This is a genomic window from Neisseria sp. HMSC065D04, assembly GCF_001815675.1.
Lineage (GTDB): Bacteria > Pseudomonadota > Gammaproteobacteria > Burkholderiales > Neisseriaceae > Neisseria.
Genome location: NZ_KV821521.1, coordinates 3,472 through 29,772, shown reverse-complemented (window position 1 = coordinate 29,772; position 26,301 = coordinate 3,472). Strand labels below are relative to the sequence as shown.

General features: G+C 52.1%; 26 protein-coding genes and 1 tRNA gene. 16 read left to right on the top strand and 11 right to left on the bottom strand.

Annotated features, from left to right (window positions below; genetic code table 11):
- A partial coding sequence (locus HMPREF3050_RS08145) for a T6SS immunity protein Tli4 family protein (RefSeq protein ID WP_070774404.1) occupies window positions 1–801 on the bottom strand: 801 nt, incomplete at its 3' end.
- A 202-nt stretch (window positions 802–1,003) separates the two neighbouring features.
- Here HMPREF3050_RS08145 and HMPREF3050_RS08140 point away from each other — a divergent pair.
- Together HMPREF3050_RS08140 and HMPREF3050_RS08135 are read left to right on the top strand one after the other, a co-directional pair.
- Entirely contained in the window at window positions 1,004–1,747 is a 744-nt protein-coding gene (locus HMPREF3050_RS08140) for a pseudouridine synthase (protein WP_003764558.1), read from the top strand.
- Window positions 1,748–1,823: 76 nt separating this feature from the next.
- Entirely contained in the window at window positions 1,824–2,282 is a 459-nt protein-coding gene (locus HMPREF3050_RS08135) for a methyltransferase family protein (protein WP_070774403.1), read from the top strand.
- A gap of 174 nt (window positions 2,283–2,456) precedes the next feature.
- On the opposite strand, the gene adhP is transcribed toward HMPREF3050_RS08135, so the two are convergent.
- The gene (gene adhP / locus HMPREF3050_RS08130) at window positions 2,457–3,500 is read right to left on the bottom strand and encodes an alcohol dehydrogenase AdhP (protein ID WP_003764565.1); all 1,044 of its coding nucleotides are present in this window, start codon (window positions 3,498–3,500) and stop codon (window positions 2,457–2,459) included.
- A 433-nt stretch (window positions 3,501–3,933) separates the two neighbouring features.
- Between adhP and HMPREF3050_RS08125 the strand changes: the two genes are divergently transcribed.
- Window positions 3,934–5,409 carry an aldehyde dehydrogenase family protein gene (locus HMPREF3050_RS08125; protein ID WP_060974520.1) on the top strand — a complete coding sequence of 492 codons (1,476 nt, stop codon included), beginning with the start codon at window positions 3,934–3,936 and terminating at the stop codon, window positions 5,407–5,409.
- A 225-nt stretch (window positions 5,410–5,634) separates the two neighbouring features.
- Here HMPREF3050_RS08125 and HMPREF3050_RS08120 read toward each other — a convergent pair whose 3' ends face one another.
- The 3 genes from HMPREF3050_RS08120 to secA form a co-directional block, all read right to left on the bottom strand.
- Entirely contained in the window at window positions 5,635–6,444 is an 810-nt protein-coding gene (locus tag HMPREF3050_RS08120; RefSeq protein WP_070774402.1) for a sulfite exporter TauE/SafE family protein, read from the bottom strand.
- A 3-nt stretch (window positions 6,445–6,447) separates the two neighbouring features.
- Entirely contained in the window at window positions 6,448–7,212 is a 765-nt protein-coding gene (gene pssA, locus HMPREF3050_RS08115) for a CDP-diacylglycerol--serine O-phosphatidyltransferase (protein ID WP_070774401.1), read from the bottom strand.
- A gap of 175 nt (window positions 7,213–7,387) precedes the next feature.
- Window positions 7,388–10,141, bottom strand: coding sequence for a preprotein translocase subunit SecA (gene secA, locus HMPREF3050_RS08110; RefSeq protein ID WP_070774400.1), 2,754 nt, complete (start codon window positions 10,139–10,141; stop codon window positions 7,388–7,390).
- A 157-nt stretch (window positions 10,142–10,298) separates the two neighbouring features.
- Between secA and HMPREF3050_RS08105 the strand changes: the two genes are divergently transcribed.
- The 6 genes from HMPREF3050_RS08105 (at window position 10,299) to HMPREF3050_RS08080 (ending at window position 15,655) form a co-directional block, all read left to right on the top strand.
- A complete protein-coding gene (locus tag HMPREF3050_RS08105; RefSeq protein ID WP_070774399.1) occupies window positions 10,299–10,721 on the top strand; it encodes a DciA family protein in 423 nt (140 codons plus the stop codon).
- 293 nt (window positions 10,722–11,014) lie between these two features.
- Window positions 11,015–11,602: an azurin gene (gene azu / locus HMPREF3050_RS08100; RefSeq protein WP_070774398.1), complete on the top strand. Its 588-nt coding sequence runs from the start codon at window positions 11,015–11,017 to the stop codon at window positions 11,600–11,602.
- Between the two features lie 94 nt (window positions 11,603–11,696).
- Window positions 11,697–12,206, top strand: coding sequence for a hemerythrin domain-containing protein (locus tag HMPREF3050_RS08095; RefSeq protein ID WP_070512848.1), 510 nt, complete (start codon window positions 11,697–11,699; stop codon window positions 12,204–12,206).
- 119 nt (window positions 12,207–12,325) lie between these two features.
- Complete coding sequence (locus tag HMPREF3050_RS08090) at window positions 12,326–12,946, top strand: HI_0552 family protein (RefSeq protein WP_070774397.1); 621 nt, start codon at window positions 12,326–12,328, stop codon at window positions 12,944–12,946.
- Between the two features lie 112 nt (window positions 12,947–13,058).
- Window positions 13,059–14,204, top strand: a complete 1,146-nt coding sequence (dapE, locus tag HMPREF3050_RS08085) for a succinyl-diaminopimelate desuccinylase (protein WP_070774405.1) — start codon at window positions 13,059–13,061, stop codon at window positions 14,202–14,204.
- A gap of 635 nt (window positions 14,205–14,839) precedes the next feature.
- Window positions 14,840–15,655, top strand: a complete 816-nt coding sequence (locus HMPREF3050_RS08080; protein WP_210399923.1) for a helix-turn-helix transcriptional regulator — start codon at window positions 14,840–14,842, stop codon at window positions 15,653–15,655.
- Here the strand turns inward: HMPREF3050_RS08080 and HMPREF3050_RS08075 are convergent.
- Window positions 15,633–16,190 carry a YbhB/YbcL family Raf kinase inhibitor-like protein gene (locus tag HMPREF3050_RS08075; RefSeq protein WP_070774395.1) on the bottom strand — a complete coding sequence of 186 codons (558 nt, stop codon included), beginning with the start codon at window positions 16,188–16,190 and terminating at the stop codon, window positions 15,633–15,635. The two genes, HMPREF3050_RS08080 and HMPREF3050_RS08075, sit on opposite strands and share 23 nt — an antisense overlap.
- Window positions 16,191–16,443: 253 nt before the next feature.
- Here HMPREF3050_RS08075 and HMPREF3050_RS08070 point away from each other — a divergent pair, with 253 nt between their 5' ends.
- From HMPREF3050_RS08070 to HMPREF3050_RS08045, 6 genes are all read left to right on the top strand, one after another.
- Window positions 16,444–17,253, top strand: coding sequence for a methylated-DNA--[protein]-cysteine S-methyltransferase (locus tag HMPREF3050_RS08070; protein WP_094113365.1), 810 nt, complete (start codon window positions 16,444–16,446; stop codon window positions 17,251–17,253).
- 115 nt (window positions 17,254–17,368) lie between these two features.
- Entirely contained in the window at window positions 17,369–18,364 is a 996-nt protein-coding gene (argF, locus tag HMPREF3050_RS08065; protein ID WP_070774393.1) for an ornithine carbamoyltransferase, read from the top strand.
- Window positions 18,365–18,618: 254 nt separating this feature from the next.
- Window positions 18,619–19,758: a THUMP domain-containing class I SAM-dependent RNA methyltransferase gene (locus tag HMPREF3050_RS08060; protein WP_070774392.1), complete on the top strand. Its 1,140-nt coding sequence runs from the start codon at window positions 18,619–18,621 to the stop codon at window positions 19,756–19,758.
- Window positions 19,759–19,812: 54 nt separating this feature from the next.
- The gene (locus HMPREF3050_RS08055; protein WP_070774391.1) at window positions 19,813–20,433 is read left to right on the top strand and encodes a hypothetical protein; all 621 of its coding nucleotides are present in this window, start codon (window positions 19,813–19,815) and stop codon (window positions 20,431–20,433) included.
- Between the two features lie 65 nt (window positions 20,434–20,498).
- Window positions 20,499–20,978 carry a hypothetical protein gene (locus HMPREF3050_RS08050; RefSeq protein WP_070774390.1) on the top strand — a complete coding sequence of 160 codons (480 nt, stop codon included), beginning with the start codon at window positions 20,499–20,501 and terminating at the stop codon, window positions 20,976–20,978.
- Between the two features lie 167 nt (window positions 20,979–21,145).
- The gene (locus HMPREF3050_RS08045; RefSeq protein WP_070774389.1) at window positions 21,146–21,385 is read left to right on the top strand and encodes a putative hemolysin; all 240 of its coding nucleotides are present in this window, start codon (window positions 21,146–21,148) and stop codon (window positions 21,383–21,385) included.
- Between the two features lie 221 nt (window positions 21,386–21,606).
- On the opposite strand, the gene serS is transcribed toward HMPREF3050_RS08045, so the two are convergent.
- The 4 genes from serS to rdgC all read right to left on the bottom strand — a co-directional run bounded on the left by serS (window position 21,607) and on the right by rdgC (window position 25,315).
- A complete protein-coding gene (serS, locus tag HMPREF3050_RS08040; RefSeq protein WP_003757908.1) occupies window positions 21,607–22,902 on the bottom strand; it encodes a serine--tRNA ligase in 1,296 nt (431 codons plus the stop codon).
- 395 nt (window positions 22,903–23,297) lie between these two features.
- Complete coding sequence (gene dcd, locus HMPREF3050_RS08035) at window positions 23,298–23,864, bottom strand: dCTP deaminase (RefSeq protein WP_003741335.1); 567 nt, start codon at window positions 23,862–23,864, stop codon at window positions 23,298–23,300.
- 71 nt (window positions 23,865–23,935) lie between these two features.
- The gene (locus HMPREF3050_RS08030; protein ID WP_070774388.1) at window positions 23,936–24,352 is read right to left on the bottom strand and encodes an MORN repeat-containing protein; all 417 of its coding nucleotides are present in this window, start codon (window positions 24,350–24,352) and stop codon (window positions 23,936–23,938) included.
- A 63-nt stretch (window positions 24,353–24,415) separates the two neighbouring features.
- The gene (gene rdgC, locus HMPREF3050_RS08025) at window positions 24,416–25,315 is read right to left on the bottom strand and encodes a recombination-associated protein RdgC (RefSeq protein WP_049230511.1); all 900 of its coding nucleotides are present in this window, start codon (window positions 25,313–25,315) and stop codon (window positions 24,416–24,418) included.
- 155 nt (window positions 25,316–25,470) lie between these two features.
- Between rdgC and HMPREF3050_RS08020 the strand changes: the two genes are divergently transcribed.
- Window positions 25,471–25,546, top strand: a tRNA-Glu gene (locus HMPREF3050_RS08020).
- A 210-nt stretch (window positions 25,547–25,756) separates the two neighbouring features.
- On the opposite strand, the gene HMPREF3050_RS08015 is transcribed toward HMPREF3050_RS08020, so the two are convergent.
- On the bottom strand, window positions 25,757–26,164 hold the full coding sequence (locus tag HMPREF3050_RS08015; RefSeq protein WP_070774387.1) for a hypothetical protein: 408 nt from the start codon (window positions 26,162–26,164) through the stop codon (window positions 25,757–25,759).
- Window positions 26,165–26,301: the final 137 nt, after the last annotated feature.

Below are 26,301 nucleotides of genomic sequence, written 5' to 3'. Positions count from 1 at the left end.
GGTTAACGCTTTAACCATTGCGCCTTTCCCCAGAGTTACCTTACGTTGCAGCAACGTCGGTTCGCCTGCTTTCAACACGTCGCCGTGCATGATTTCCAGACTCATATCGTGTTGTTTGGCAAATTCGACGGTGCTATGGACTTCAAACGGTTTTTTGCCGTCGTCCGCGATAAAACCGCCTATCAGACAAATGCCGTGTTTATTTGGCACTTCAAATTCCTGTCTGGTTTTCAACCCATTGAGGATTTCTTGGCGGAATTTTTTCTCCATGGTGTTTATTGCTTCTTTTTCTTGGGTTTTCCAGTTGGCAGGGGCTTTGCCATGATCAGAAGGAATGCGGAAATAACTACGCACAATATAAGCATCATCATTATCCAGCTTGAAATATAAATCGGCTTCGTAGGGCATACCGCGATCTCGGATAATATGCTCCCATTCAAAATCCCTACGCGTTACCTGCATCATTGCCCGATCCGGAATCAGGGTGCGGGTATCGACGACAATATCGGTTCCATCATAACCATATTGTTTATTCTCATTGATGGTGCTTACGTTTCTTTTCCAGTCGTTAAACATGACCATCACACTCCAGCCGTTATACTTAAGCCATGTACTGCCATGACGGCGTTTGGACGGCAGCCGCAATTGATAGCGGCCGCTGCAATAGGGCTGTTCGGTCCAGTAGGCGGTATCGATGGCGGATTTGGTGACGGTCGGTGAAGTTTCTGCCGATGGGGAAACAGTGGGCGTGCAGGCTGTGGCGGCGAGAATAAGCGACAGCGTGGTCAGACGGATGGACATGGATAAGCTCCGTGATAGATAGGGGTCGTCTGAAAGTATAGTTTATTCAGACGACCTTTGTCATAAAACGGGCTTGGCGGTATTTATTCGGCATGGGCGGGCATTTCGCGCGTCCGCAAGATGGGCGGTATGGCGATAATGTCGGTAGGGAAAATGACGGTTTGGCTTTATAATCTGATTCATTCTTTTCAGGCAGACCATTATGGAACACGATTCAAACGAAACCATGCGCCTTTCCAAGCGTATGGCGCAATTGGGCTTATGCTCGCGCCGCGAGGCGGACAGCTACATCGAGCAAGGCTGGGTCAAGGTTAACGGGCAAACCGCCGTACTCGGTCAGAAAGTAACCGAACGCGACCGCATCGACCTCAACCGGCAGGCGCATGAAAAACAGGCGGAGCGCGTTACCATCCTGCTCAACAAGCCCGTCGGCTACGTCAGCGCGCAGGCGGAAAAAGGCTACAAATCCGCCGCCGAGCTGATTACCGCCGACAACCGTTGGGAAGGCGACGACAGCCGCATTCCGTTCAGCGAAAAACACAAATTCGGCTTGGCGCCGGCCGGTCGGCTGGACATCGATTCCGTCGGATTGCTGGTGTTGACGCAGGACGGCCGCATCGCCAAGCAGCTTATCGGCGAAAACAGCGGCAGCGAAAAAGAATATCTGGTGCGCGTGCGCGGCAAATTGGACGAAAAAGGACTTGGCTTGCTCAACCATGGATTGAGTCTGGACGGCGAGAAATTGCGCCCCGCCAAAGTAGAATGGCAAAACGAAGACCAACTGCGTTTCGTGTTGAAACAAGGCAAAAAGCGGCAAATCCGCCGTATGTGCGAACTCGTCGGTTTGCGCGTCGTCGGGCTGAAGCGGATTCGGATGGGTAAGGTCAAACTGGGCAAACTGCCGCCCGGCAAATGGCGTTATCTGCGGGCGGATGAGTCATTTTGATTGGATTTGAAGATTGGAGATAACGGCAAGAGGTCGTCTGAAAACGTCACTGTATCCGTTTTATAAAGACAATAATATGAATTTAGAAACCAAAATCCCGCCGCCGGCGGTATGTTTTATCTGCGCATTGCTGATGTATGCCTCTGCGCAAGTATCCGCGCTGGCAGGCATGCTGCCGCGCTTTCCGATATTGCTGTCGGTTGTTTTGATAGCGTTTGGGACGGCGTTGGGCGTATCAGGTGTGTGGGCGTTTCGCCGTGTGCGCACGACCGTCAGCCCGTTCAATCCCGAACAAACCGAACACTTCGTTTCAGAAGGTGTGTACCGTTTCAGCCGTAACCCGATGTATGCAGGCATGGGCTTCTGGCTGGCGGCATGGGCGGGACACTTGGCGCATCCGCTGCCGTGGCTGTTTTTGGCGGTATTTGCCGCCTATATGACGCGTTTCCAAATCATGCCTGAAGAGCGCGTGTTGGCGCGGAAATTCGGTGCTGAGTATGAAGCGTACTGCCGACGCGTCCGCCGTTGGTTATAAAAGCGGCAACGTCAAATCGGGTCTCGCCCCTGTGCCTTTGCGGCATGAAATGATCCGGCTGCGCCGATTAGCCCTGATTGTGTGAATCCGCGATGGTTCAAATCAAACAAAAGGTCGTCTGAAACCCCAAAACAAGGTTTCAGACGACCTTTCTAGTCAACTGCCTGTATCAAATTAATGATGACCGCAGCCGCATTCTTTTTTCATGTCGATAACCATACGGCCGGTGATTTTGCCTTCGCGCATTTCTTGGAAAATCGCCGGCGCTTCGTCCAAAGCACGCAGTTGGACTTTTGGTACCACCAAGCCTTCTGCGCCGAATTGGAAGGCTTCTTCCAAGTCTTTGCGCGTACCGACCAGCGAGCCGACCACTTCGATGCCGTCCAAGACCAGACGAGGGATGGACAGGTCCATAGATTCGGGCGGCAGACCGATGGCGACGACGCGGCCGCCTGCGCGGACGCAGTCCACGGCAGAGTTGAACGCGGCGGCGGATACGGCGGTAACAACGGCTGCGTGTGCACCACCGGTTTTTTCCTGAATCACTTTGGCTGCGTCTTCTTTGGCGGCGTTAATGACTAAATCTGCGCCGCTTTCTTTAGCGAATGCCAGTTTTTCATCATTGATGTCGATGGCGACGACGTGTGCGCCGAATACTTTTTTCGCGTATTGGACACCCAAGTTGCCCAAACCGCCCGCGCCGTAAACGGCAATCCATTGTCCCGGACGCACGCCGGAAACTTTCACGCCTTTGTAAGTGGTTACGCCGGCGCAGGTGATGCTGGAAGCTTGCGCGGGGTCGAGGCCGTCGGGTACTTTGACGGCGTAGTCTGCATCGACGATACAGTGGGTCGCCATGCCGCCGTCGGCGGTGTAGCCTGCGTTCAATACGGAACGGCACAAGGTTTCGCGGCCGGTATTACAGTATTCGCACGAACCGCAGCTTTGGAACAACCATGCGATGCTGACGCGGTCGCCGACTTTCAGGGCGTTTGCGCCCGGAGCGACTTCTTTGACGATGCCGATGCCTTCGTGTCCCAACACGCGGCCCGGTTTTTCGCCGTAGTCGCCTGCCGCAACGTGCAAGTCGGTATGGCATACGCCGCAATATTCGACTTCAACCAACGCCTCGCCGTATTCCAACGGGCGCAGTTCGCGTTCTACAACTTCTACATCGCCTGCTACATTTTGATTCACAACAACTGCTTGCATCTTCATGGTGTTCTCCTTGGCATTCGTAAGAAATCCGTAAACGGTTGGGCGGGATAACGCCTTTCCTGTAAATGAGAATACTCCCCTTCATTTCGCCGTGTCAACACCCTATCTTTTTGAAAAATAAGAAATAAAATGTTATACCATAACATTTTATCTGCGTAAAAATATACCTGTTAAAGCACTGAAAAATTCTTACACATATCATGTAAAAAAGGTCGTCTGAAAACTTTAAATATATTAACAAACGCGCTTCGTTTCCATACGGGGTCAAGCCTTATCGGTTTAAATTTCCTATTTTAGAAAATTACATATTTGGAATTTCGAGAACGTTATCATTTTTAGTGCTTGAACTGAAAGAGAAAAAATACTATCCTGTTTTCAGACGACGTTTGAGGAACGTCCAAAACCTAAGAAAGACAACCAAGGAGACAGCATCATGGCAAAAGATTTAAATGTGTTTGATAAAGAGTACGGCCTCTTGATTAACGGCGTGTGGACGAAACCCGGCGCGCTTTTGGATTCATACAATCCTGCCAACGGCGAAGTATTGGCGAAATTCACCGACGCGACCGACGCCGATGTGGATGCCGCCGTCGCCGCCGCGCAAGAAGCGTTCAAAACATGGCGCAAAACCACCACCACCGAACGCGCCGCCATACTCAACAAAATCGCCGATGTGATTGACGACAACTTGGAATTGTTCGCCTTGCAGGAAACGCTGGACAACGGCAAACCCATCCGCGAAACCCGCGCCGCCGACATCCCGCTGGCTTCCGACCATTTCCGCTACTTTGCCAGCGTGATCCGCGGCGAAGAAGGCACTGCCACCCAGCTTGACTCCGAAGACCTGTCTATCGTCCTGCGCGAACCCATCGGTGTCGTCGGGCAGATTATTCCGTGGAACTTCCCCTTCCTGATGGCGGCTTGGAAAATCGCGCCCGCACTCGCCGCAGGCTGTACCATCGTTATCCACCCGTCTTCCAGCACTTCGCTGAGTCTGTTGTCGTTCGCACAAAAAATCAACCACTTGCTGCCTAAAGGCGTGCTGAACATCATCACCGGACGCGGTTCTAAATCCGGCGAATACATGCTGCACCACAAAGGCTTCAACAAACTCGCCTTTACCGGTTCGACCGAAATCGGCCGCCACATCGGCATTGCCGCCGCCGAAATGCTGATTCCCGCCACCTTGGAGCTGGGCGGCAAATCCGCCAACATCTTCTTTGACGACATGCCGTTCGACAAAGCCCTCGAAGGCGCGCAAAAAGGTATTTTGTTCAACCAAGGCCAAGTGTGCTGCGCCGGTTCGCGCATCTTCGTTCAGGAAGGCATTTACGACAAATTCGTCAACGCCTTGGCGGAAGAGTTCAAAAAAATCAAAGTCGGCCTGCCTTGGGAAGACGACACTCAAATGGGTTCGCAAGTCAACGCCGGCCAGCTCGAAACCATTTTGAAATACGTCAAAATCGGCGAACAAGAAGGCTGCCGCATCATCACCGGCGGTAAAAAAATCGAAGGCGAATTGGGCAAAGGCGAATTTGTCGAACCGACCTTGATCGAAGCCGACAGTAACAACGCCCGCGTTGCCCAAGAAGAAATCTTCGGCCCGGTTGCCACCGTGATTAAATTCAAAACCGAAGAAGAAGTCATCAAAATGGCCAACGACAGCGAATACGGCCTGGGCGGCGCAGTTTGGAGCAAAGACATCAACCGCTGCCTGCGCGTTTCCAATGCACTGGAAACCGGCCGCGTTTGGGTAAACTGCTACAACCGCCTGCCCGCAGGCGCACCGTTTGGCGGCTACAAAACTTCAGGTATCGGCCGCGAAACCCACAAAATGATGCTCGCCGCGTACACGCAGGTGAAAAACATCTACATTTCCACCCGCGAGGAACGCGAAGGTTTCTATTGATTGCCTGCCGAACATCGTTTATTGATGTAGAAAAAAGGTCGTCTGAAAATCCGGATTCGGGTTTCAGACGACCTTTTGTGTTGAGTGGCATTCTGATGAATGTTTGCCGTTGCAGGCGAATAAACGGTCAGAGGCTTGCCTTTGGGAAAGATTAAACGGTTTTTAGAAGATTCATAATGCCAAAGGGTGGTAGGTAATTTTGTTATACGGTATTTGCCAGCATGGTTAACACATAAGGTTCCAAGCCATTTTGACAGCAATCAGCAGCAGCATGATGCCGAAGGAAATTTTGAGCTGGCGGGCGGGGAGTTTGTGCGCGGTTTTGACGCCGATAGGGGCGAAAATCATGGTGGCGATGCTAAGGATGGCGACGGCGGGCAGATAGAGAAAGCCGCCGGAGCCGTGGGGCAGGTCGGGAACGTTCCAGCCGGTAACGAGATAGCCGATTGTGCCGGCGAGCGCAATCGGCCAGGCAAGGCCGGAAGATGTGCCGATGGCGCGGTGGGCAGGAAAGTTGCAATACATCAGGAAGGGTACGGACAGCGAGCCGCCGCCGATGCCGACCCAGCTTGAAGCTGCGCCGAACAATGTACCGACTGCGCTCAGACCAGGCAGGGCGGGCAGGTGGCGCGAGGCTTTGGGTTTGGAGTCGGTCAGGGTTTTGAGGGCGATAAGGGTTAGGAATGAGATGAAGAAGATTTGCAGGGCGCGGGTAGGCATGTATTTGGCGGTTACTGCGCCGATCAGTACGCCGAATATCATGGAAGGGGTCATACGGCGGACAGTCTGCCAGTCGATGGCGCTTTTTTTGTGCTGCGCGTACATGCTGGAGAAGGTGGTGAACACCATTACGGCGAAGGATGTGCCGATGGCGAGATGTTGGGCGTAGGGATGGCTGTTGATGCCTTGCAGTTGCAGTGTCCACAAGACGACGGGGACGACCAACGTACCGCCGCCTACGCCGAACAATCCTGCAATAAAGCCAGCAGCGCTTCCGACGGCGAGCAGGGCGAGGATAATATCCCAAGTCCACATTTTTCAGACGACCTTTTTGTTCCTGCGGCGTTTTTTCAGCCAACGCCGTGCCGCCATAATGTAGCCGGAGAGACTGTACCCCAAGAAGAAGAGGAATAAGACGAGGGCGGGCTTCCATGTGATTAAGAGGAGGATCAGCACGGCGATTACCATGCCCATAAACGGGACTTGGCGGCGGATGTTGATTTCTTTAAAGCTCCAAAACGGGATTTGGACGATCATGGAAATGCCGGCGAAAAGCGTGATGCCCAAAGCCCACCAATGCACGCCGGGGAAGCGTTCGATGCTGTGGTTGACCCAAATCAGGCCGACAATCAACGCGGCGGCGGTCGGACTGGGAACGCCGATGAACCAGCGTTTATCGACTTTGCCGATAAGCGTATTGAAGAGGGCGAGGCGCAGAGCGGCGCAGGCGCAGTAGATGAAGGCGACGGAATAACCGATTTTGCCAAACTGCCAAAGCTGCCATTTATAGGCAATCAAGGCGGGCGCAACGCCGAAACTGACCATGTCGGCAAGGCTGTCGAGCTGTTCGCCGAACGCGCTTTGGCTGTTGGTCAGCCGTGCCACGCGACCGTCCATGCCGTCGAGCAGCATGGAGAGGAATACTGCAATCGCTGCCGTCTCATAACGCCCGTGCATGGATTGGGTGATGGCGAAAAAGGCGCAGAACAACGCGGCGATGGTAAAGGAGTTGGGCAGCAGGTAGATACTGTTGCGGCGCAATGAATTGCGTTGCAGGTTTTGAGGGTTTTGCGTATTGTCCATAAGCGTTCGATGATGCTGTACGAAGCAGATTTAGGGATTATACCGTATCGTGACCGCCTGACAATTTAATAACGATGGTATTTTTTTATGGCGGCGCGGTTCTGTAACTTGGGTGATGAAAAAGGTCGTCTGAAAACCTTTAGAGGTTTCAGACGACCTTTTGTTTAAGCTGTCATCAGCTCAGTTTGCCGTGGCATTGTTTGTATTTCAGGCCGCTTCCGCAAGGGCAGGGGTCGTTGCGGTGGACGACTTGGCCTTGGGCGGCAAGTGCTTCGGGGCTGAAATCCGTTCCGTCGGGATCGAACGCTTCGGTAACCAAATTGGTTTGGGATTGTCCGAGCAGCTCTTCCATGTCGGGCGCTTCGGAGTGGATGGTTTGGATGCCGACGGGTGCGGGTTCGGCAATTTCTTCTACATCGGTGTTGCGCTCGATTTGGACGGAGGCTAAGAGGGAAGCGGTTTGATGCTTGATACCGCGCCACAGGTTTTCAAACATGGCGAAGGCTTCGCGTTTGTATTCCTGTTTCGGATTTTTCTGGGCATAGCTGCGCAGGTGGATGCCTTGGCGCAGGTAGTCCATGGCGGCAAGGTGTTCGCGCCATTGCAGGTCGATGACTTGCAGCATGACGTTGCGTTCGAAATCCGACATCGGTTTTTTACCGACCAGATCGACTTTGGCCGCGTATTCTTCTTCCACGCGTTTAATCAGACGCTCTTTGATGTCCTGATTGTCCAATGTGGTGTCTGCTTTGAGCCATGCTTGGATGTCTTCGTGCAGGCGGAATTCGGCGGCAAGCTGGCTTTCGAGTGCGGGGATGTCCCATTGCTCTTCCATGCTGTCGGGCGGTATGTACAAATCGACCAAATCGCTGATGACTTCTTCGCGGATACCTTTAGTCAGGTCGCTGACGTCTTTGCTGTTGAGGATTTCGTTGCGTTGGTGGTAGATGACTTTACGTTGGTCGTTGGCAACATCGTCGTATTCCAATACTTGTTTGCGCATGTCGAAGTTGCGGCCTTCGACTTTGCGTTGCGCGCCTTCGATTTGACGGGTCAGCATGCCGTGTTCGATGGCGATACCGCGTTCCGGCGCAAGGCGGTTGAGGATGGCGGCGGCACGGTCGAGCGCGAAGAGGCGCAGCAGCGGGTCTTCAAACGAGAGGTAGAAGCGGCTGGAGCCGGGGTCGCCCTGACGGCCTGCGCGTCCGCGCAATTGGTTGTCGATGCGGCGGCTTTCGTGGCGTTCGGTACCGATGATATGCAGACCACCTGCAGCGACCACTTGGTCGTGTTCTGCCTGCCAGCCGTTTTCAAGGGCGGCGATTTGTGCGGCTTTTTCTTCTTCGCTCAGGTTTTCGTTAGACTGGATAGCTTCGATTTGGTGTTTGAGGTTGCCGCCGAGGACGATGTCGGTACCGCGGCCCGCCATGTTGGTGGCGACGGTAATGGCGCCGACTTTACCGGCTTGGGCGACAATCAGGGCTTCGCGTTCGTGTTCTTTGGCGTTGAGGACGTTGTGCGGCAGTCCGGCTTTTTGCAGAAGACGGGAGACCAGCTCGGAGTTTTCGATGCTGGTGGTACCGACGAGGACGGGCTGACCGCGTTTGTGGCATTCTTCGATGTCTTTGACGACGGCTTCGAATTTTTCTTCGGCAGAACGGAAAATCTGGTCGTTGAAGTCTTTACGCTGTACGGGGCGGTTGGTCGGGATGATGACGGTTTCGAGGTTGTAGATGCTTTGGAACTCGAAAGCCTCGGTATCGGCGGTACCGGTCATGCCGGAGAGTTTGGTGTACAGACGGAAGTAGTTTTGGAAGGTGATGGAGGCGAGGGTTTGGTTTTCGCGTTTGATTTCCACGCCTTCTTTGGCTTCGACGGCTTGGTGCAGACCTTCGGACCAACGGCGGCCAGACATCAGACGACCTGTAAATTCGTCTACGATAACGATTTCGCCGTCTTGAATGACGTAGTGTTGGTCTTTGTGGAATAACGTATGCGCGCGCAATGCAGCCATGAGGTGGTGCATCAGGGCGATGTTGGCGGCGGAGTAGAGGGAGTCGTTTTCTTGCAGCAAGCCCATTTGAATCAGGATTTGCTCGGCGTGTTCGTGACCCGCTTCGCTCAAGATGACTTGGTGTGCTTTTTCATCGACCCAGTAATCGCCTTCGCCTTCTTCGGTTTCTTGGCGGATGAGGTGCGCGGGAAGGCTGTTCATGATTTGGTACAGCTGGATGTTGTCATCCGCCTGACCGGAGATAATCAGCGGGGTACGCGCTTCGTCGATCAAAATGGAGTCCACTTCGTCCACTACGGCGAAATTCAATTCGCGCTGAACTTTGTCGTATTGGTCGGTCACCATGTTGTCGCGCAGGTAGTCGAAGCCGAATTCGTTGTTGGTACCATAGGTAATGTCAGCACCATAGGCGTTTTGACGGTCAAACGGCTGCATATCGGCGACGATGACGCCGACGGTTAAGCCGAGGAAGTTGTAGAGCGGTTCCATAATGCCTGCGTCGCGGGCGGCAAGGTAGTCGTTGACGGTAACGACGTGCACGCCTTTGCCGGACAGGGCGTTGAGATAGACGGCAAGGGTGGCGACCAAGGTTTTACCTTCGCCGGTACGCATTTCGGCGATTTTGCCGTCGTGCAGCACCATACCGCCGATAAGCTGGACGTCAAAGTGGCGCATACCGAGTACGCGGCGGGACGCTTCGCGGCAGACGGCGAAGGCTTCGACCAAGATGTCGTCCAAAGTCTGACCGTTGGCAAGACGTTGTTTGAATTCGGCTGTTTTAGCCTGTAAATCCGCATCGCTCAAGGCTTTCATTTGTTCTTCGAGTGCGTTGATTTTGGCAACGGATTTACGGTATTGTTTGAGCAGCCGGTCATTGCGGCTGCCGAAGATTTTCTTAGCAATGTTTGTCAGCATGAAATAGTTCCTGCGCCTGATATAAAATAATGGCGAAACGGGGATTTTAACACAAGCCTCGCGGCAAGGCAGTCATGCCGTTTGAAATAAAGGCAGTTTTACCGGATTTCAATCTTGATAATACAACCGTACACTTTGAAAAGGTCGTCTGAAACATATGAATTTGGAACAATTGGGCAAGCGGGATGCGCGGTTGGCCGGTTTGTTGCAGCAGTCGCAACAATGGCGCAGGCTGGATGCGGCAGTCAAACGCATCCTGCCGGCAAACCTGCACCCGCACTTTCAAACTGCCTGCATCGAAGAGGGCAGGTTGGTGTTGCTGGCGGCAAACGGTATGGCGGCTTCGCGCCTGAAAATGATATTGCCCGCGCTTGTGCCGCAGCTTCAGGAGTTGAACGCGGGGATTAGGGATTTGTCGGTCAAAGTCGTGCCGAAGCCGCCGGCGCAACCCAAAGTCAACAGCCTGCATTTGAGCGGGGCGGCATTGGAGAGTTTTGATGCGGCGGCGGCAAAATTGGAAGACAAGCATCCTGAATTGGCTGCCGCGCTGGCGGAGTTGGTGCGCAAACACAGCCGTTGAGTTTGAAATGGTTGTGTTGTTTGTTAATTAAAGTTAAAGAATATTTCGTCTGACCGATAAAATCTAATACTAAAGAAATACGACATTAATAGTAGCCATTCTCATTTGTGTAAACTGAGGTAAAATAGCCGTTGAATTTTGGATTTGTTCGATTTGTTGTAGCAGAATATAGCTTCATTTTCATCCTTCTTTCGCTTGCGGATATGAAATCTGAAATTAGGTTCATTAATATATATTCGCAAGTTTTATTTTGTAGAACTTAACATATTCTCACCTATCATTAGGAGATACACATGAAAGCTTATTTGGCTCTGATTTCCGCTGCCGTTATCGGCTTGTCCGCTTGTTCACAAGAAGCTTCAAAACCTGCCGAAGCCTCTGCTCCGACTGCATCTGCTGCTTCTGAAGCCGCACCTGCACCTGCAGAAAGCGCACCTCCTGCCGATGCTCCTGCTTCCGGCGCGGCTTCAGCCGACTCTGCCGCAGCACCTGCCGCCGGCAACTGCGCGACTACTGTCGAAGCCAACGACGCTATGCAGTTTAACACTAAAGAAATCCAAGTCAGCAAAGCTTGTAAAGAATTCACCGTTACCCTGAAACACACCGGTACCCAACCTAAAGAAAGCATGGGTCACAACATCGTCATCGGTAAAGCCGAAGACATGGACGGTATTTTCAAAGACGGTGCCGGCGCTGCTGCAACCGACTACGTGAAACCTGACGATGCACGCGTTGTTGCCCACACCAAACTGGTCGGCGGCGGCGAAGAAGCTTCCCTGACTCTGGATCCTGCCAAATTGGCGGGCGGCGAATACAAATTTGCCTGCACCTTCCCGGGACACGGTGCTTTGATGAACGGCAAAGTGACTTTGGTTGACTAATCCGTCCAAGCTTCAAAATACAGACAGCCTGCTTTATGCAGGCTGTTTTGTTATAAAATGGTCGTCTGAAAAGTACCCCATTGAGAACACAACCATGAATCCGTTTGAAACCAAAAGCGTTACCTTTGCCGAACCGATTGAAATGCTGTATGCCTGCCACGGCAAAGTGCGCCGTTTCTGCGGCCAAGTCGCCATGCTGTCGGACTATATTGCCGAAAACGGCTGCAATCAGATTGTTTTGCAAACCATCCGCCAAATCGCCCAGTATTTCAACGTTGCCGCGCCGCTGCACCATGAAGACGAAGAAGAAAACTTCTTTCCGCTCCTGCTGCAATACGCGCCGCAAGCCCAAGAAAGCGTGGCCGAGCTTTTGCGCCAACATGTGAGCCTGCATGGTAACTGGGACGCCGTGGCTGCCGAATTTGCCAAACTCGAAGCAGATAACGCCTATATCCCCGATGCGGAAGCGTTCAAACGCTTTGTGGCAGGTTACGATGTGCATTTGGCGATTGAAGAACCCTTGTTCGATATGGGCAAAACGTTTATCCCCAAAGAGAAGCTGACCGAAATCGGCGAAATCATGGCGGCGCGCCGACGCAAATAAAGTCGTTTACAGATTGCCGTTTCTTCAAACAAAGGTCGTCTGAAAACTTGAAAACAGAGTTTCAGACGACCTCAATATCACCCGTAACACAACCACGTCGTCTGAAAAGGAAGCAAACCATGCTGACCCCGAAAAGCTGCGATTTGTTCAACATCCCGTTTTTCCAGTTTGCCCAGCTCAAAAAATACCAGCCCGAAAGCATTCCGCAAATCAAAGCCGACTACAAGGAAAACTGGCAGATATGGCAGCAGCTGATACAGCAGGTCGCCGCAGACTTGGGCGAACCTTTCGCCCCGCCGCATATCGAACGCTGGTGTAACGGCTGGCAGGTTCGCGCCCATTTCTTCGCCTACTTCAAATACGCCCAATACAAAAACTCCGCCGCGATTTTATCGATTTTATTGAACCGCCGCCGCCTGAGCGTCAGCTTGGATTGGCACTGCTATAAAGCCGACGTATCACCGATTACGCTGCCGGAATACAACCGCTGGCTGGATGATTTTGATACCGAAAAATACGCCGCATTCGATATGTGGCACGGCGCGGAAAGCGAATATGACGACTACCGCACCGTCGCACAGCAAAGCGAATCCGACCGAAGGTTGCAAAACGACGAAGACTTTTTCTGCATCGGCAAACACATCGAACGCGACGATTTGGGCAAACAGGATGTAGCAAAATGGATAGCCGAAACGGTGGAAGATTTGCTGCCGCTTTATGAAGTCTGTCACGGCAAATGATTCAGAAAACGGACGGGTACGAATGCCCGTCTTATACACCAACCCAACCCGGAGGTCGTCTGAAAATCAGCTTCAGGACATTTCAGACGACCTGATTTCCAAAGTGAACAAAATGACCGAAACCCAATCCCTAGAACTCGCCAAAGCGTTGATTTCCCGCCCGTCCGTTACCCCCGACGACCGAGATTGCCAAAAACTGCTTGCCGAACGCCTGCACAAAATCGGTTTTGCGGCTGAAGAACTCCATTTCGGCGACACCAAAAACATCTGGTTGCGACGCGGCACGAAAGCTCCTGTCGTCTGTTTTGCAGGGCATACCGACGTGGTGCCGACAGGTCCTGTTGAAAAATGGGATTCGCCCCCGTTCGAACCGACCGAGCGCGACGGAAGATTATACGGGCGCGGCGCGGCGGACATGAAAACCAGCATCGCCTGCTTCGTTACCGCCTGCGAACGCTTCGTTGCCGAACATCCCGATCACCAAGGCAGCATTGCGCTCCTGATTACTTCCGACGAAGAGGGCGACGCGTTGGACGGCACGACCAAAGTCGTCGATGTGTTGAAAGCGCGCAACGAGCTTATCGACTACTGCATCGTCGGCGAACCGACTGCCGTGGACAAATTGGGCGATATGATTAAAAACGGCCGGCGCGGCTCGCTGTCGGGCAACCTGACCGTCAAAGGCAAGCAAGGACATATTGCCTATCCGCATTTGGCAATCAATCCCGTGCATACTTTTGCCCCGGCCTTGTTAGAGCTGACGCAGGAAGTCTGGGACGAAGGCAACGAATACTTCCCGCCGACCAGCTTTCAAATTTCCAATATCAACGGCGGCACAGGCGCGACCAACGTCATTCCGGGCGAGCTGAACGTCAAATTCAATTTCCGCTTCTCCACCGAGTCCACCGAAGCAGGGCTGAAACAACGCGTTCACGCCATTTTGGACAAACACGGCGTGCAATACGATTTGCAATGGTCGTGTTCGGGGCAGCCCTTCCTGACCCACGCGGGCAAACTGACTGATGTAGCACGCGAAGCCATCGCCGAAACCTGCGGCGTAGAGACCGAATTGTCCACCACCGGCGGCACTTCCGACGGGCGCTTCATTAAAGCCATTGCGAAAGAACTTATCGAATTAGGCCCGTCCAACGCCACCATCCACCAAATCAACGAAAACGTGCGGTTGGACGATATTCCGAAGCTGTCGGCGGTGTATGAGGGGATATTGGCTCGGTTGTTGGCTGAAAAGGCCGTCTGAAAAGAAGATGGGTTGTCGGATATGGATGTCCGACAATTTGATTAGACCTAACGTGAGTTTGAGATAACGCATTGATTTTTATGTAGAGCGATTTATTTGAACGGCAATCCATTCCCCCACAGGGGAGGGAGCCAAGTTGCAGGCACGCCGACGGAATTTTGCTTCGCATCAACTGCCTTATTTCGAACGCACGTCAAACTTAAATTTGCAAGGCCGTCTGAAAAGCAGATTGCTTGTCGGATATGGATGTCCGACAATTTGATTAGACCTAACGTGAGTTTGAGATAACGCATTGATTTTTATGTAGAGCGATTTATTTGAACGGCAATCCATTCCCTCTCCCGTGGGAGAGGGTTAGGGAGAGGGCATTGGGGCGGCAACGGAAATATTGTCTGTATCTCCCGTTTTACCCTCTCCCCAACCCTCCCCCACAGGGGAGGGAGCCAAGTTGCAGGTACGCCGACGGAATATGGTTGAAACCCGGCCCTTCAGGGCAGTAGAATTTTGGTTTATTTTTTGGGAAGTAACCCCTTCCAAATCAGGGTAAACAGGGCTGCGCCTTATGTGCAGCCCTGTGTGTTGAAACATTGAGGAAGATAACCGTGCCGTCAAATTACTTTCATACGCGTGAACGATTGGGTGCTTTAGGCGGCATCGTGCAACATCATACCGCCTTGTACCGCAGCGTGGCGGTACATGAACCGACCGTGGTTATCGTGCGGCGCGGATGCAAGAAGCTGCGGTGGGCGGGGCGCGAATTGAGGATTGCGGCGGGTGAGGCTGTCGCATTGGCAGGCGGGCAAACGTTTGACGTCATCAATATTCCCGATTCAGACGACCTCTATCAGGCGCAATGGATTGCTTTCGAACAGGAAGCCATAGAAAGGTTTGCCGCACAATACGGGACGGCGCAGGCAGTGTGCGATGCGGTGAAGCTGCCGCACCCCGGGCGGATGAGCGCGGCGTTTGATTATGCGGCTGCGGTACTGGCGGATGAAGAAGTGCCGCACAATGCGGCGGAGGCCGCGCTTTGCGGCATGTTGGCGTGGTTGCAGCATGACGGCATCGGTTTTACCGTGTACGAAGGCGTCAACCTGATGCGGCAAATCCGCAAACTGATTACCGCCGATATGGCTGCGGACTGGTCGTCGGCGATGCTGGCGCAGCGGCTTAATTGCAGCGAGGCCGCGTTGCGGCGGCGGTTGGCGCGGCAGGACACGAATTTCCGTACGCTGCTGACGGATGTTCGCATGATGCGCGCGCTGACGCTGTTGCAGGTTACGCAATGGCCGGTGGCGCAGATTGCCGGCGCGGTCGGCTATGACTGCCCGTCCCGTTTCAGCGCGCGCTTCAAAGAGCGGTTCGGTTGCGTACCGTCGGCGGTCCGCTCGGAAGCGGAGCCAGCGGCATATCGGTGTATGGGGCAGGTCAGCGTCGGTGTTCGACCGTGAATTTCGCTTCGCCCAAGCTGTTTGCCTTAGTGAAGAAACCGACCAGCGCGGGTGTGGATTCGGCGGTGATGTTCGGCAGCTTGGCGACTTTCAGCGCGGTGAGCGTGAATTCGTAGCGGTGTTTCCTGCCTTTGGGGGGACACGCGCCGCCGTAGCCCGGAGTGCCGAAGTCTGTGCGGGTTTGCAGCGCGCCTTTGGGCAGCCTGCCGCCTTGCGCGGTAATGCCTGCGGGCAGGCGGCGGACATCGGCGGGGATATCGGCGACCACCCAATGCATCCAGCCCAGGCCGGTCGGCGCGTCTTTATCGTAAACGGTCAGGACGAAACTTTTTGTCCCTGCGGGCGGATTTTTCCACGACAGCGCGGGAGAAGCATTGCCGCCCGAACAGCCAAAGCCGTAAGGCGCGCTCAAAAGCTGGTTTTGCGTGAAGCCGCCGTCTTTGGACGGGTTGTCGAATTGCAGCGTGAATGCGCCCTCGGCAAAGGCAGCGGTTGAAAAAGCCAGCAGTACTGCGGAGAGGATGCGGGTTTGCATAGATGATTCCTTTGCTTGATGAATAAGTGGATTCATTATAGGCTGTCAACGGCGGCAGGAATGTGCCGAAACGGTTGGATGATGTGCCGAAATGCGCAAATGCAAAAATCGTGGTTTCAGACGACCCTTTGCAGGTCGTCTGAAGTCTTTAATTCCTTTCCCTGAGGCTTTAGAAATATCGAATATTTAGGAATTGCCGCAACCCAACCCTCAAGATTTCCGTCGTAGCCCGTTCCTGCATCGGCGTGCGGGAATGGCGAAAATTGGGGATTTTGCCGTCAAATCCATGATAGAGATACGGAGTAAACGAATGATTACCCTGCCTTCCTTAAACAATCTGCCGTCAAAATGGGATGAAATCCGCCATTGGCTCGAAACCCAAGTTTTTGAGTGTGAAGTCATGCCGTATCCCAATCTGACGGAACACGAAGCCAAGCAGTTCGAGCAGGATTTTATCGACCGTATCGGTTGCGCGCCTGAAGAATATGTCCGCATCCGCCGCGCCATCCGTTTGTTGGAAGCGCATTATCCTGACAGCTCAAACGAATTAACCGCCGCCGCCATTGCCACGCCTTTGGGCGAGATGCTGGCGGTGTTCGGCAGTAAAGGGTTGTGTTTGCTGGAGTTTGTCGGGCAGAAGCATATGGAACAGGAAATTACCGCCGTCCAAAAAGCCTTGCGCGGACGGTTTGTGTTTCGGGAAGATGAGCGAACGCAACTTCTGCGGCAGGAATTGGACTTATACTTCAAGGGTCGTCTGAAAACCTTTGCCACGCCTTTGGAGCAGATTGGCACTGAATTTCAAAAGCAGGCATGGGATGCGCTCTTGGCGATTCCTTACGGAGAAACGCGCAGCTACAAGGAGCAGGCGCAGCGTTTGGGTAATCCCAAAGCAGTCCGCGCCGTTGCCGCCGCCAACGGGCAGAACAAGGTGTCCATCCTGATTCCCTGCCACCGCGTCATTGGCAGCGACGGCAAGCTGACCGGCTACGCAGGCGGCTTGAACCGCAAACAATCGTTGCTTGCTTTGGAACGCGGCGAAGTTCAGACGACCTTGTTTTGATTTCGGAGCAGGCTTCGCACTCTGAAAAACGGTCGGCAATGATGCCTGACAAAATCCGCATACAAAACAATATCGGGCATCAATGCCTGACCTGCCGGAAAGGAGAAATACGAATATGAACCTGAAAAACCGCCATTTCCTGAAACTTTTAGACTTTACGACCGAAGAAATTACCGCCTACCTCGACCTTGCCGCCGAGTTGAAAATCGCTAAAAAGGCAGGGCGCGAAGTGCAGCGGATGAAAGGGAAGAACATCGCCCTGATTTTTGAAAAAACATCGACCCGCACCCGCTGCGCGTTTGAAGTCGCCGCACGCGACCAAGGGGCGGGGGTGACTTATCTGGAGCCGTCCGCCAGCCAAATCGGGCATAAGGAAAGCATCAAAGACACTGCCCGCGTGTTGGGCAGGATGTACGACGGCATCGAATATCGCGGCTTCGGGCAGGACGTGGTCGAAGAATTGGCGAAATACGCCGGCGTGCCCGTGTTCAACGGCTTGACCAACGAGTTCCACCCCACCCAAATGCTCGCCGACGCGCTGACCATGCGCGAACACAGCGGCAAACCCTTGAATCAAACCGCATTTGCCTACGTCGGCGACGCGCGTTACAACATGGCAAATTCGCTGCTGGTGTTGGGCGCGAAGCTCGGTATGGACGTGCGTATCGGCGCACCGAAAACCTTGTGGCCGTCTGAAAACATCGTCGCCCGCGCCCGCGCCGTCGCCGAAGAAACCGGCGGAAAGATTTTGCTCACCGAAAACGCGGAAGAAGCCGTCAAAGGCGTCGATTTTATCCATACCGACGTGTGGGTCAGCATGGGCGAGCCGAAAGAGGTGTGGCAGGAACGCATTGATTTATTGAAAGATTACCGCGTTACCCCCGAACTGATGGCGGTATCGGGCAATCCGCAGGTCAAATTCATGCACTGCCTGCCCGCCTTCCACAACCGCGAAACCAAAGTCGGCGAATGGATTTACGAAACCTTCGGCTTAAACGGCGTGGAAGTAACGGAAGAAGTATTCGAAAGCCCCGCCAGCATCGTGTTCGACCAGGCGGAAAACCGGATGCACACGATTAAAGCGGTGATGGTGGCGGCGTTGGGGGATTGACGGCGTTTCTGTTTGAATCCATTAAAAAGGTCGTCTGAAAATCTACTATAACGGGTTTTCAGACGACCTTTTACCTTTATATCCTTTATAATCACGTCCATCACATTTTTATCCGCGCGCCCCTCCAAGCGGCGACGGAACAATACTCGGCAGAGGCATGGCGGGTTCAGTTTAAACGGGTTTGGCATGACTCCGCCTGTCCTGATTGAAGTTTAATCCGCCATCCGAATACGCCGCCCATCCGAAAGGTTCGCATGACCACTTATTCCCTCTTCGTTACCTGCCCGCGCGGTCTCGAAGCCCCTTTATCCCAAGAACTCGAACAACTCAAATGCCAAGACATCCGCGCTGTTGACGGCGGCGTCGCGTGCAAAGGCGGTATGGAGCAGGTGTACCGCATCAACCTGCATTCGCGCACCGCCAGCCGTGTGTTGCTGCGCCTGATTAAAAGCGGCTACCGCAACGAGCAAGACATTTATAAAGCGGCGAAAAATATCCGCTGGACGGATTGGTTCGACTTGGAACAAACCTTCAAAGTCAAAGTAGAAGGCAAACGCGCCCAAGTCAAAAGTTTGGATTTCGTCGGGCTGAAAATCAAAGACGCCGTATGCGATGTGTTCCGCGACGCTTGCGGCGCGCGCCCCAGCGTCGGCAAAATCCGCCCCGACATCCGCATCCATGTCTTTATCGACGAGCGCGACATTCAAATTTTCATCGACACATCCGGCGAAGCCTTGTTCAAACGCGGCTACCGCCAAGACACGGGCGAAGCGCCGATGCGCGAGAACTTGGCGGCGGGCTTGCTGCTGCTGGCTGGCTATGACGGCACGCAGCCTTTCCAAGACCCGTTTTGCGGTAGCGGCACCATCGTCATCGAAGCCGCATGGATTGCCACCCGCCGCGCGCCCGGTTTGATGCGCCGTTTCGGGTTTGAAAAGCTGAAAAACTTCGATGCCGCCCTTTGGAAAAAGCTGCAACACGAAGCCGAAACGCAAATCCGCCCTGCGTCTGCCCCGATTTCAGGCAGCGACAACGATCGCCATATGATCCGCGCTGCCGTTGCCAACGCCCAAGCTGCCGAGGTGGACACGTTTGTCCGTTTTGAAGTCAAAGACGCGCAGGATACCCGTCCGAACGGGGAAGGTGGCATTTTGATTTCCAATCCGCCTTACGGCGTCCGCCTTGCCGAAGTCCAAGCCCTGCAAGCCCTTTACCCGCAGTTGGGCGCGTGGTTGAAACAGCATTACGCGGGCTGGCTGGCGGGCATGTTTACCGGCGACCGCGATATGCCGAAATTCATGCGCCTCTCGCCCAAACGCAAAATCCCGCTCTACAACGGTAATTTAGACTGCCGCCTGTTTTTGATGGATATGGTCAAAGGGTCGAACCGATAAATACGGTTGAAGGTCGTCTGAAAATATTTCATTACTATGACAGGAAAAATGAACATGGGACTTTTGACTGAATTAGTACAGCTGATACATAGTACTTTTTTGCCCATTGATAGAAAAAATTTTAAAAAACATCTTCATGGAAAGATTGAGCCTACAGAAGAAGAGTTAGTAACAATACAAAATTTTCTTAAAAAAATTCTGATAGAACAAAGCTCTGAAAAAAATAAGAATATCAGCTATGAAAAGCAGATGGAAAGACAAATTGAACAGAAGAAAGTTCCTTATTTGAAAGAACTTTTAGTTGAGGAATTGGATTTTTTATTAGTAAATGGAGTAGATATTGACGGTATTTTAGATGTTATTTATGCAAAAGGAGGATGGGCAAAAGGCTTTGCTTCTATAAGATGGAGTTATAGTAAAAAGGTATATGTTGAAAATAAGGCAGCTCTTCGAGGTATATTGGGTTTCATCATATATATTCTTTTTTCCATCATTATTTATTTTATCTTTGATGCATCATTTGGTATTGATTTTAATATTAAGGGAGTTACTATTGCACCTTTGATAATGTTGCCAATTTGTATCTTTTTATCACTAATATTTATTCTATCCTTGAATACAGAAGACGCCCGAATAAGACTCAAAAAAAGACATGGGAAAATTTTCTCCAAGTGATTTACTATCAAACAGTACTTGAAAAACTTTATTTGGTATTTTCTGAGAAATTAGGAGATACGAAAATGCCCCAAAAACTTTTCCTAAGTAAATGGATGCAATCCATCTCCCCGCTCATCACGGCGGGCATCTTCTGCCTGCTTGCCGTCGGGCGCGCGGAAGCCATGTCTCAGCCTTTGACGCAGCATGTGGAAATCATCAATCGTTGCGAACACGCCGTCGAAGCGCGAGCCAAGCAGCGGTTGACGCGACCGTGGAAGAAGGTTGCACGCCGATTCACTTTGGAAGCGGGCGGACGTTTGGAAGACAGTAGGCAGTTGGCGGGGTTGTTCGGTTTCGGTGTGAGACAGGCGCCGCCGCCTAAAGTATTGTTCAGTCATCAGGGACAGGAAATTTCTTCGGCAGTTATCAAACGCTTTATGTACGCCGATGAGCATTTCATCATCATCGCCTGTTCGGAAAACATGACCGACGAAGAGAAAATGAGTCCGCAAGAATGGTATCGTTGGCGGAATGAGCAGCGAAAGCAGGAAATAGGCGGATAATCCGATGGGGCTGATTGCGTTTGTTTATTCAAACGTGGAGAACTTTCTTTCAATAGAAACTGTCTGATTTCACTCGGATGACCCGTGAAAACAGCGCGGCGGCTCGTGTCGCCTGTCGCAAAATTTGTACTGAGGTCGTCTGAATCAAAATATCGAAAGGAAATAATATGATGAAACCTGCTGTTTTAAGCATTGCCGCTGCTACGGTTTTGGCGGCCTGCAATACGTCCGCCCAACAAGAAGCGCCGAAAGTCGGCATGGCAAATCCGGCTTCTGAGTTTTGCGTGAAGCAGGGCGGGAAATTGGAAATGAAAAAAGACAAAGACGGCGGCGAATATGCGCTTTGCCATCTGCCGGACGGTACGGTCGTTGAAGAATGGGCATATTTCCGCCAGCACAATCAGTAATATAGTAGATTAAATTTAAACCAGGACAAGGCGAGGTAACGCCGTACCGGTTTAAAGTTAATCCACTATAACGCATTGAGCCGTCGCGCTTCGGACGCTTAGGCTCGATATGGTTGCTTTGATTTCGGCAGCGGCAGCTATAACGAAAAGGTCGTCTGAAACCTTGTTTAAGGGTTTCAGACGACCTTTTGATATGTTAGCGATGGAATCAGCTACACGGTTTATCGGGCTTCCAGTTTGGTCACGCCACCCATATAAGGCTGCAAAGCGGCAGGAATATTGATGCTGCCGTCGGCGTTTTGATGGTTTTCCAAAACCGCAACCAAAGTACGGCCGACTGCCAAGCCGGAGCCGTTTAAGGTATGCACCAAGCGGTTTTTGCCGTTTTCGTCTTTGAAGCGTGCCTTCATGCGGCGGGCTTGGAAATCTTCGCAGTTGGAGCAGCTTGAGATTTCGCGGTAAGTATTTTGCGCGGGAACCCAGACTTCCAAGTCATAGGTTTTGGTTGCGCCGAAGCCCATGTCGCCGGTACACAAGGTAATCACGCGGTAGGGCAGTTCCAAAGCCTTTAGGATGTTTTCGGCATGGCCGACCATTTCCTCCAGCGCTTCGTATGATTTTTCGGGATGAACGATTTGCACCATTTCCACTTTGTCGAACTGGTGTTGGCGAATCAGACCACGCACGTCTTTACCGTATGCGCCTGCTTCGGAGCGGAAACATGGGGAATGGGCGGTCAGTTTCAGCGGCAAATCGCCTTCCGCCAAAATGCTGTCGGCAACGGTGTTGGTCAGCGTCACTTCGGCGGTCGGAATCAGGTATTGTGTTTTTTTGCTCTCGTCACCGCCGCGGGTAACATGGAACAAATCTTCTGCAAATTTAGGCAGTTGGCCTGTGCCTTGCAGGGTGGTGTCGTCCACGATGTAGGGTGTGTAATGCTCGGTGTAGCCGTGTTTCAGCGTGTGCGTATCGAGCATGAATTGTGCCAGCGCGCGGTGCAGGCGGGCGATTTGACCTTTCATGACGGTAAAGCGCGCGCCGGAGAGTTTCGCGCCGCCTTCGAAATCCAAGCCCAAAGGTTCGCCCAAATCGACATGGTCTTTGATTTCAAAGTCAAATTCGCGCGGCGTACCGACTTTGCGAACTTCGACGTTTTCGGTTTCGTCTTTGCCGACAGGCACGCTTTCGTGCGGCAGGTTGGGAATGCTCAACAACCATGCGTCCAATTCTTTCTGAACAGCATCCAAATCGGCGGCAGCCTGCTCCAAATCGGTTTTGATTTGGGCGACTTGATCCATGGCTGCCTGCGCCTCTTCGTGTTTACCCTGTCCTTTCAATGCGCCGATTTGTTTGGAAATGCTGTTGCGCGAGGCTTGCAGTTCTTCGGTTTTCACTTGGACGGCTTTGCGCTGCTCTTCCAAGGCATTGAAACGTGCGGTATCAAACTCGTAACCGCGCTGCGCCAAACGTTCGGCGACGGCTGCGGTGTGGCTGCGGAGCTGTTGGATGTCTAACATTTTGTTCTCTCGATAAGATTTGGAAATGGCATCATTGTAAACCAAATTAAGAATATAGTGGATTAACTTTAAACCAGGACGGCGTTACCTCGCCTTAGCTCAAAGAGAACGATTCTCTAAGGTGCTGAAGCACCAAGTGAATCGGTTCCGTACTATCTGTACTGTATCTGCGGCTTCCGCCTTGTCCTGATTTAAATTTAATCCACTATATTTTCACAATGGAAGCGTTTGGGGACAGGCTTTGCGGCGGATATGAAAAGGGTCGTCTGAAACGCCGGATTTAAGTTTTCAGACGACCTCGGACGGATTCGGATACGCTAAACCCGATACCGTCAGATGTGTTTTTCCTAATGCCCGCAATGTCTGTAAAACACGGGCGGCGGCTTATCCAATCATCAGGTTTTCGGCAGGGTAACGCCGGTTTGACCCATGTATTTGCCGTTGCGGTCTTTGTAGGAAGTTTCGCAGATTTCGTCGCTCTCGAAAAAGAGGACTTGCGCCACGCCTTCGCCAGCGTAGATTTTGGCGGGCAGGGGGGTGGTGTTGGAAAACTCGAGGGTAACGTAGCCTTCCCATTCCGGCTCGAACGGGGTGACGTTGACGATGATGCCGCAGCGGGCATAAGTGGATTTGCCCAAGCAGACGGTCAGGACGTTGCGCGGGATGCGGAAGTATTCGACTGTGCGCGCCAGCGCGAAGGAATTGGGCGGGATGATGCAGCAGTCGTCTTCGACGGTAACGAAGTTTTTCGGGTCGAAGTTTTTGGGATCGACGATGGTGCTGTTGATGTTGGTGAAGATTTTAAATTCGTTGGCGCAGCGGATGTCGTAGCCGTAGCTGGACGTGCCGTAGGAGATGATGCGCTGACCGTTGGCTTCTTTGATTTGGTTCGGCTCGAAGGGGTCGATCATGCCGAACTCTTCGCTCATGCGGCGTATCCATTTGTCGGACTTGATGCTCATAATGTTTTCCTTGTTTCTTGCGGTTTTCAGACGACGTCTGCGGTGAGGTCGTCTGAAAATGCGGGACGGGGTTATTTGGTTTTGGGCAGTTTCACTTCTTTAATGATGCCGTTTTCGCATTTCATGATGAAGACGGTTTCGCCGTTTTGCGAGGCGGTGAATTTGCCGTGTGCCAGACCTTTTTTGAACGTGCCCGACAGTACCATGTTGCGGAACTTGGTGCTGTTGGAATTGAACGGCTCGATGAAGGTTTCGCGGTTGACGGAGACGGTGTAAACGCCTTGTCCGTCGAATTTGCCGTTTTTAAACGCGCCGGTGTAGCTGCGTCCGTCTTGGCAGCGCCATGTGCCTTTGCCGGCAGGTTTGCCGTCTTTGCCGACATCGCCGTCGTAGGTGCAGCCCGGCTCCTGATAGGAAGTCAGGACGGCGGCTGAGGCGGGGAGAGCAAGCATAATGGCGAGCGGCAGGAGTGCGAAGTGTTTAAACATAAAGGTTGTCCATTGGATTTAGGTTTCAGACGACCTTTTATCGTGCAAAGGTCTTCTGAAAAATTAGTCTTGCCAGCCGCCCAAATAGGAAACCAGCTCTTCCAACATGGTGCTGACGGATTCCGCCATCAGGATTTGCGAAGCGAAGGCAAGGCTGGCAGCATCGTCGCCGTTGCTCTCGGCCTCTTCCTGCAATACGTCGAGGTATTGGATGCGTTTGAGCGTGAAGTCTTGCGTGAGGATGAAGGCGATTTGTTCGCGCCACACCAAGCCCAGTTGGGTCACGGTTTTGCCGTTTTTGACGTGTTGGACCACTTCATCGGCAGTCAAATCTTGTTTGGACACTTTGACGACGGGAACAACATCGCCCACGCCTTTGAGTTCGCAATCGCTGTCCAATTCAAAACCGCCTTCACAATGCCCTTGCAACAGCCATTCGGTCATCAGGGAAGAGGGCGATTGCTTGGTATTCGGTAGCGAGGCTTCCAAGCCGCCCAAGGCTTCGCGCAGCTTGGTCAGGATGTTTTCAGCTTTGGCAGAAGCCGCATTGTTGACGAGCAGATAGCCGTGGCGGGTGTTGAACACTGCTTCAGTACGGCTGCTGCGGGTAAACGCGCGGGGCAGCAGGTCGTCTGTAATTTGCTCTTTAAGCTCTTGTTTTTCCTTGCGACCGACATTGCGGGCTTCATTGTTTTGAATTTCCGCAACCTTTTCTTCCAAAATATCGCGGATGACGCCGGCAGGCAGGACTTTCTCTTCTTTTTTCAGGGCGACGCGCAAAGTAAAATCGGCAGGGAAAACGAGTTCGGGAGAGAACGGAACCGGTGCGGCAAAGCCTTCGCTGGACCAGTCCAAACCTTGGCAGCGGGTAAATTCAGCCTCTGCAAGTTTGTCGGCAAGTACGTCCGCTTCGGGCAGCTTTTCTTTGTTGAGCGGATAAAAACTGATCTGCTTGAACCACATGGTTTGTTTTCCTTTTCATTAAAAGCGGCATTATACAGGCAAAGCCGATACAAAGATAAGGAGCAGAAGGGTCGTCTGAAACGAGTTTGACCATAAAAAACGCCAGAACCGTTGACAGCGTTTTAACGCTTATGTATAGTTCGCAACTCGGTTACGCGCCCATCGTCTAGAGGCCTAGGACACTGCCCTTTCACGGCGGCAACCGGGGTTCGAATCCCCGTGGGCGTGCCAGATTTTCAATAAACCCCTACTGGAGAACAGTAAGGGTTTATTTTTTTGTCTTTGGGAATGGATGGGGCTGGGTATTGGCTGTTTTCATGCAGCCATTAAAGAATTTCGGCTTTTTTGAAAAACTGATTGCAATGAATGGCATAAAAAATCTTAAGCCCAAATCCATGCCTTGTGCGCAAATTCAGATATTATGCGTGTTAGGGTTCTTTTTCAGATTAAACCAATTAATTCACCCATAGGTTCGCATTCTATTGAATTTTCTAAATATCCAGGTTGCCAAATTTTTTCATAACAAAATACTATAAATTTAGGAAATTCAAGTAATTCTTCAAAGATACTTAACCAATTATAGATAAAATCATCCGTATCCAGTATCCAAGGTTGATGTGATGGCGAGTAGTAAATTACCACGTTCTTCCCTTGGCAAGCTTTAAATCTTTTAAAAGTATCATAATGAATTGATGCTGTCGTTATTTCTCCAAATAAGGAAATACGCAGCTTCTCGCCTTTAATCTTATCCCAATCTATGCTCGATCCAGCCCAAGGCAGTTGATTTAAAGCTGAATCGATTCTCTCAGCATCGGTAATAGATAAAAAACTCTTAATTTTTAATGGCATAATCCAGTTGTTTTCGTGATGTGGCTGTGTGTTACTTTAAAATCAGGTTTCAGACGACCTTCTTTGGATAGATGAACATAAATCCGGACATCCCTGTATTCGCAAATTATAGTGGATTAACTTTAAACCAGTACGGC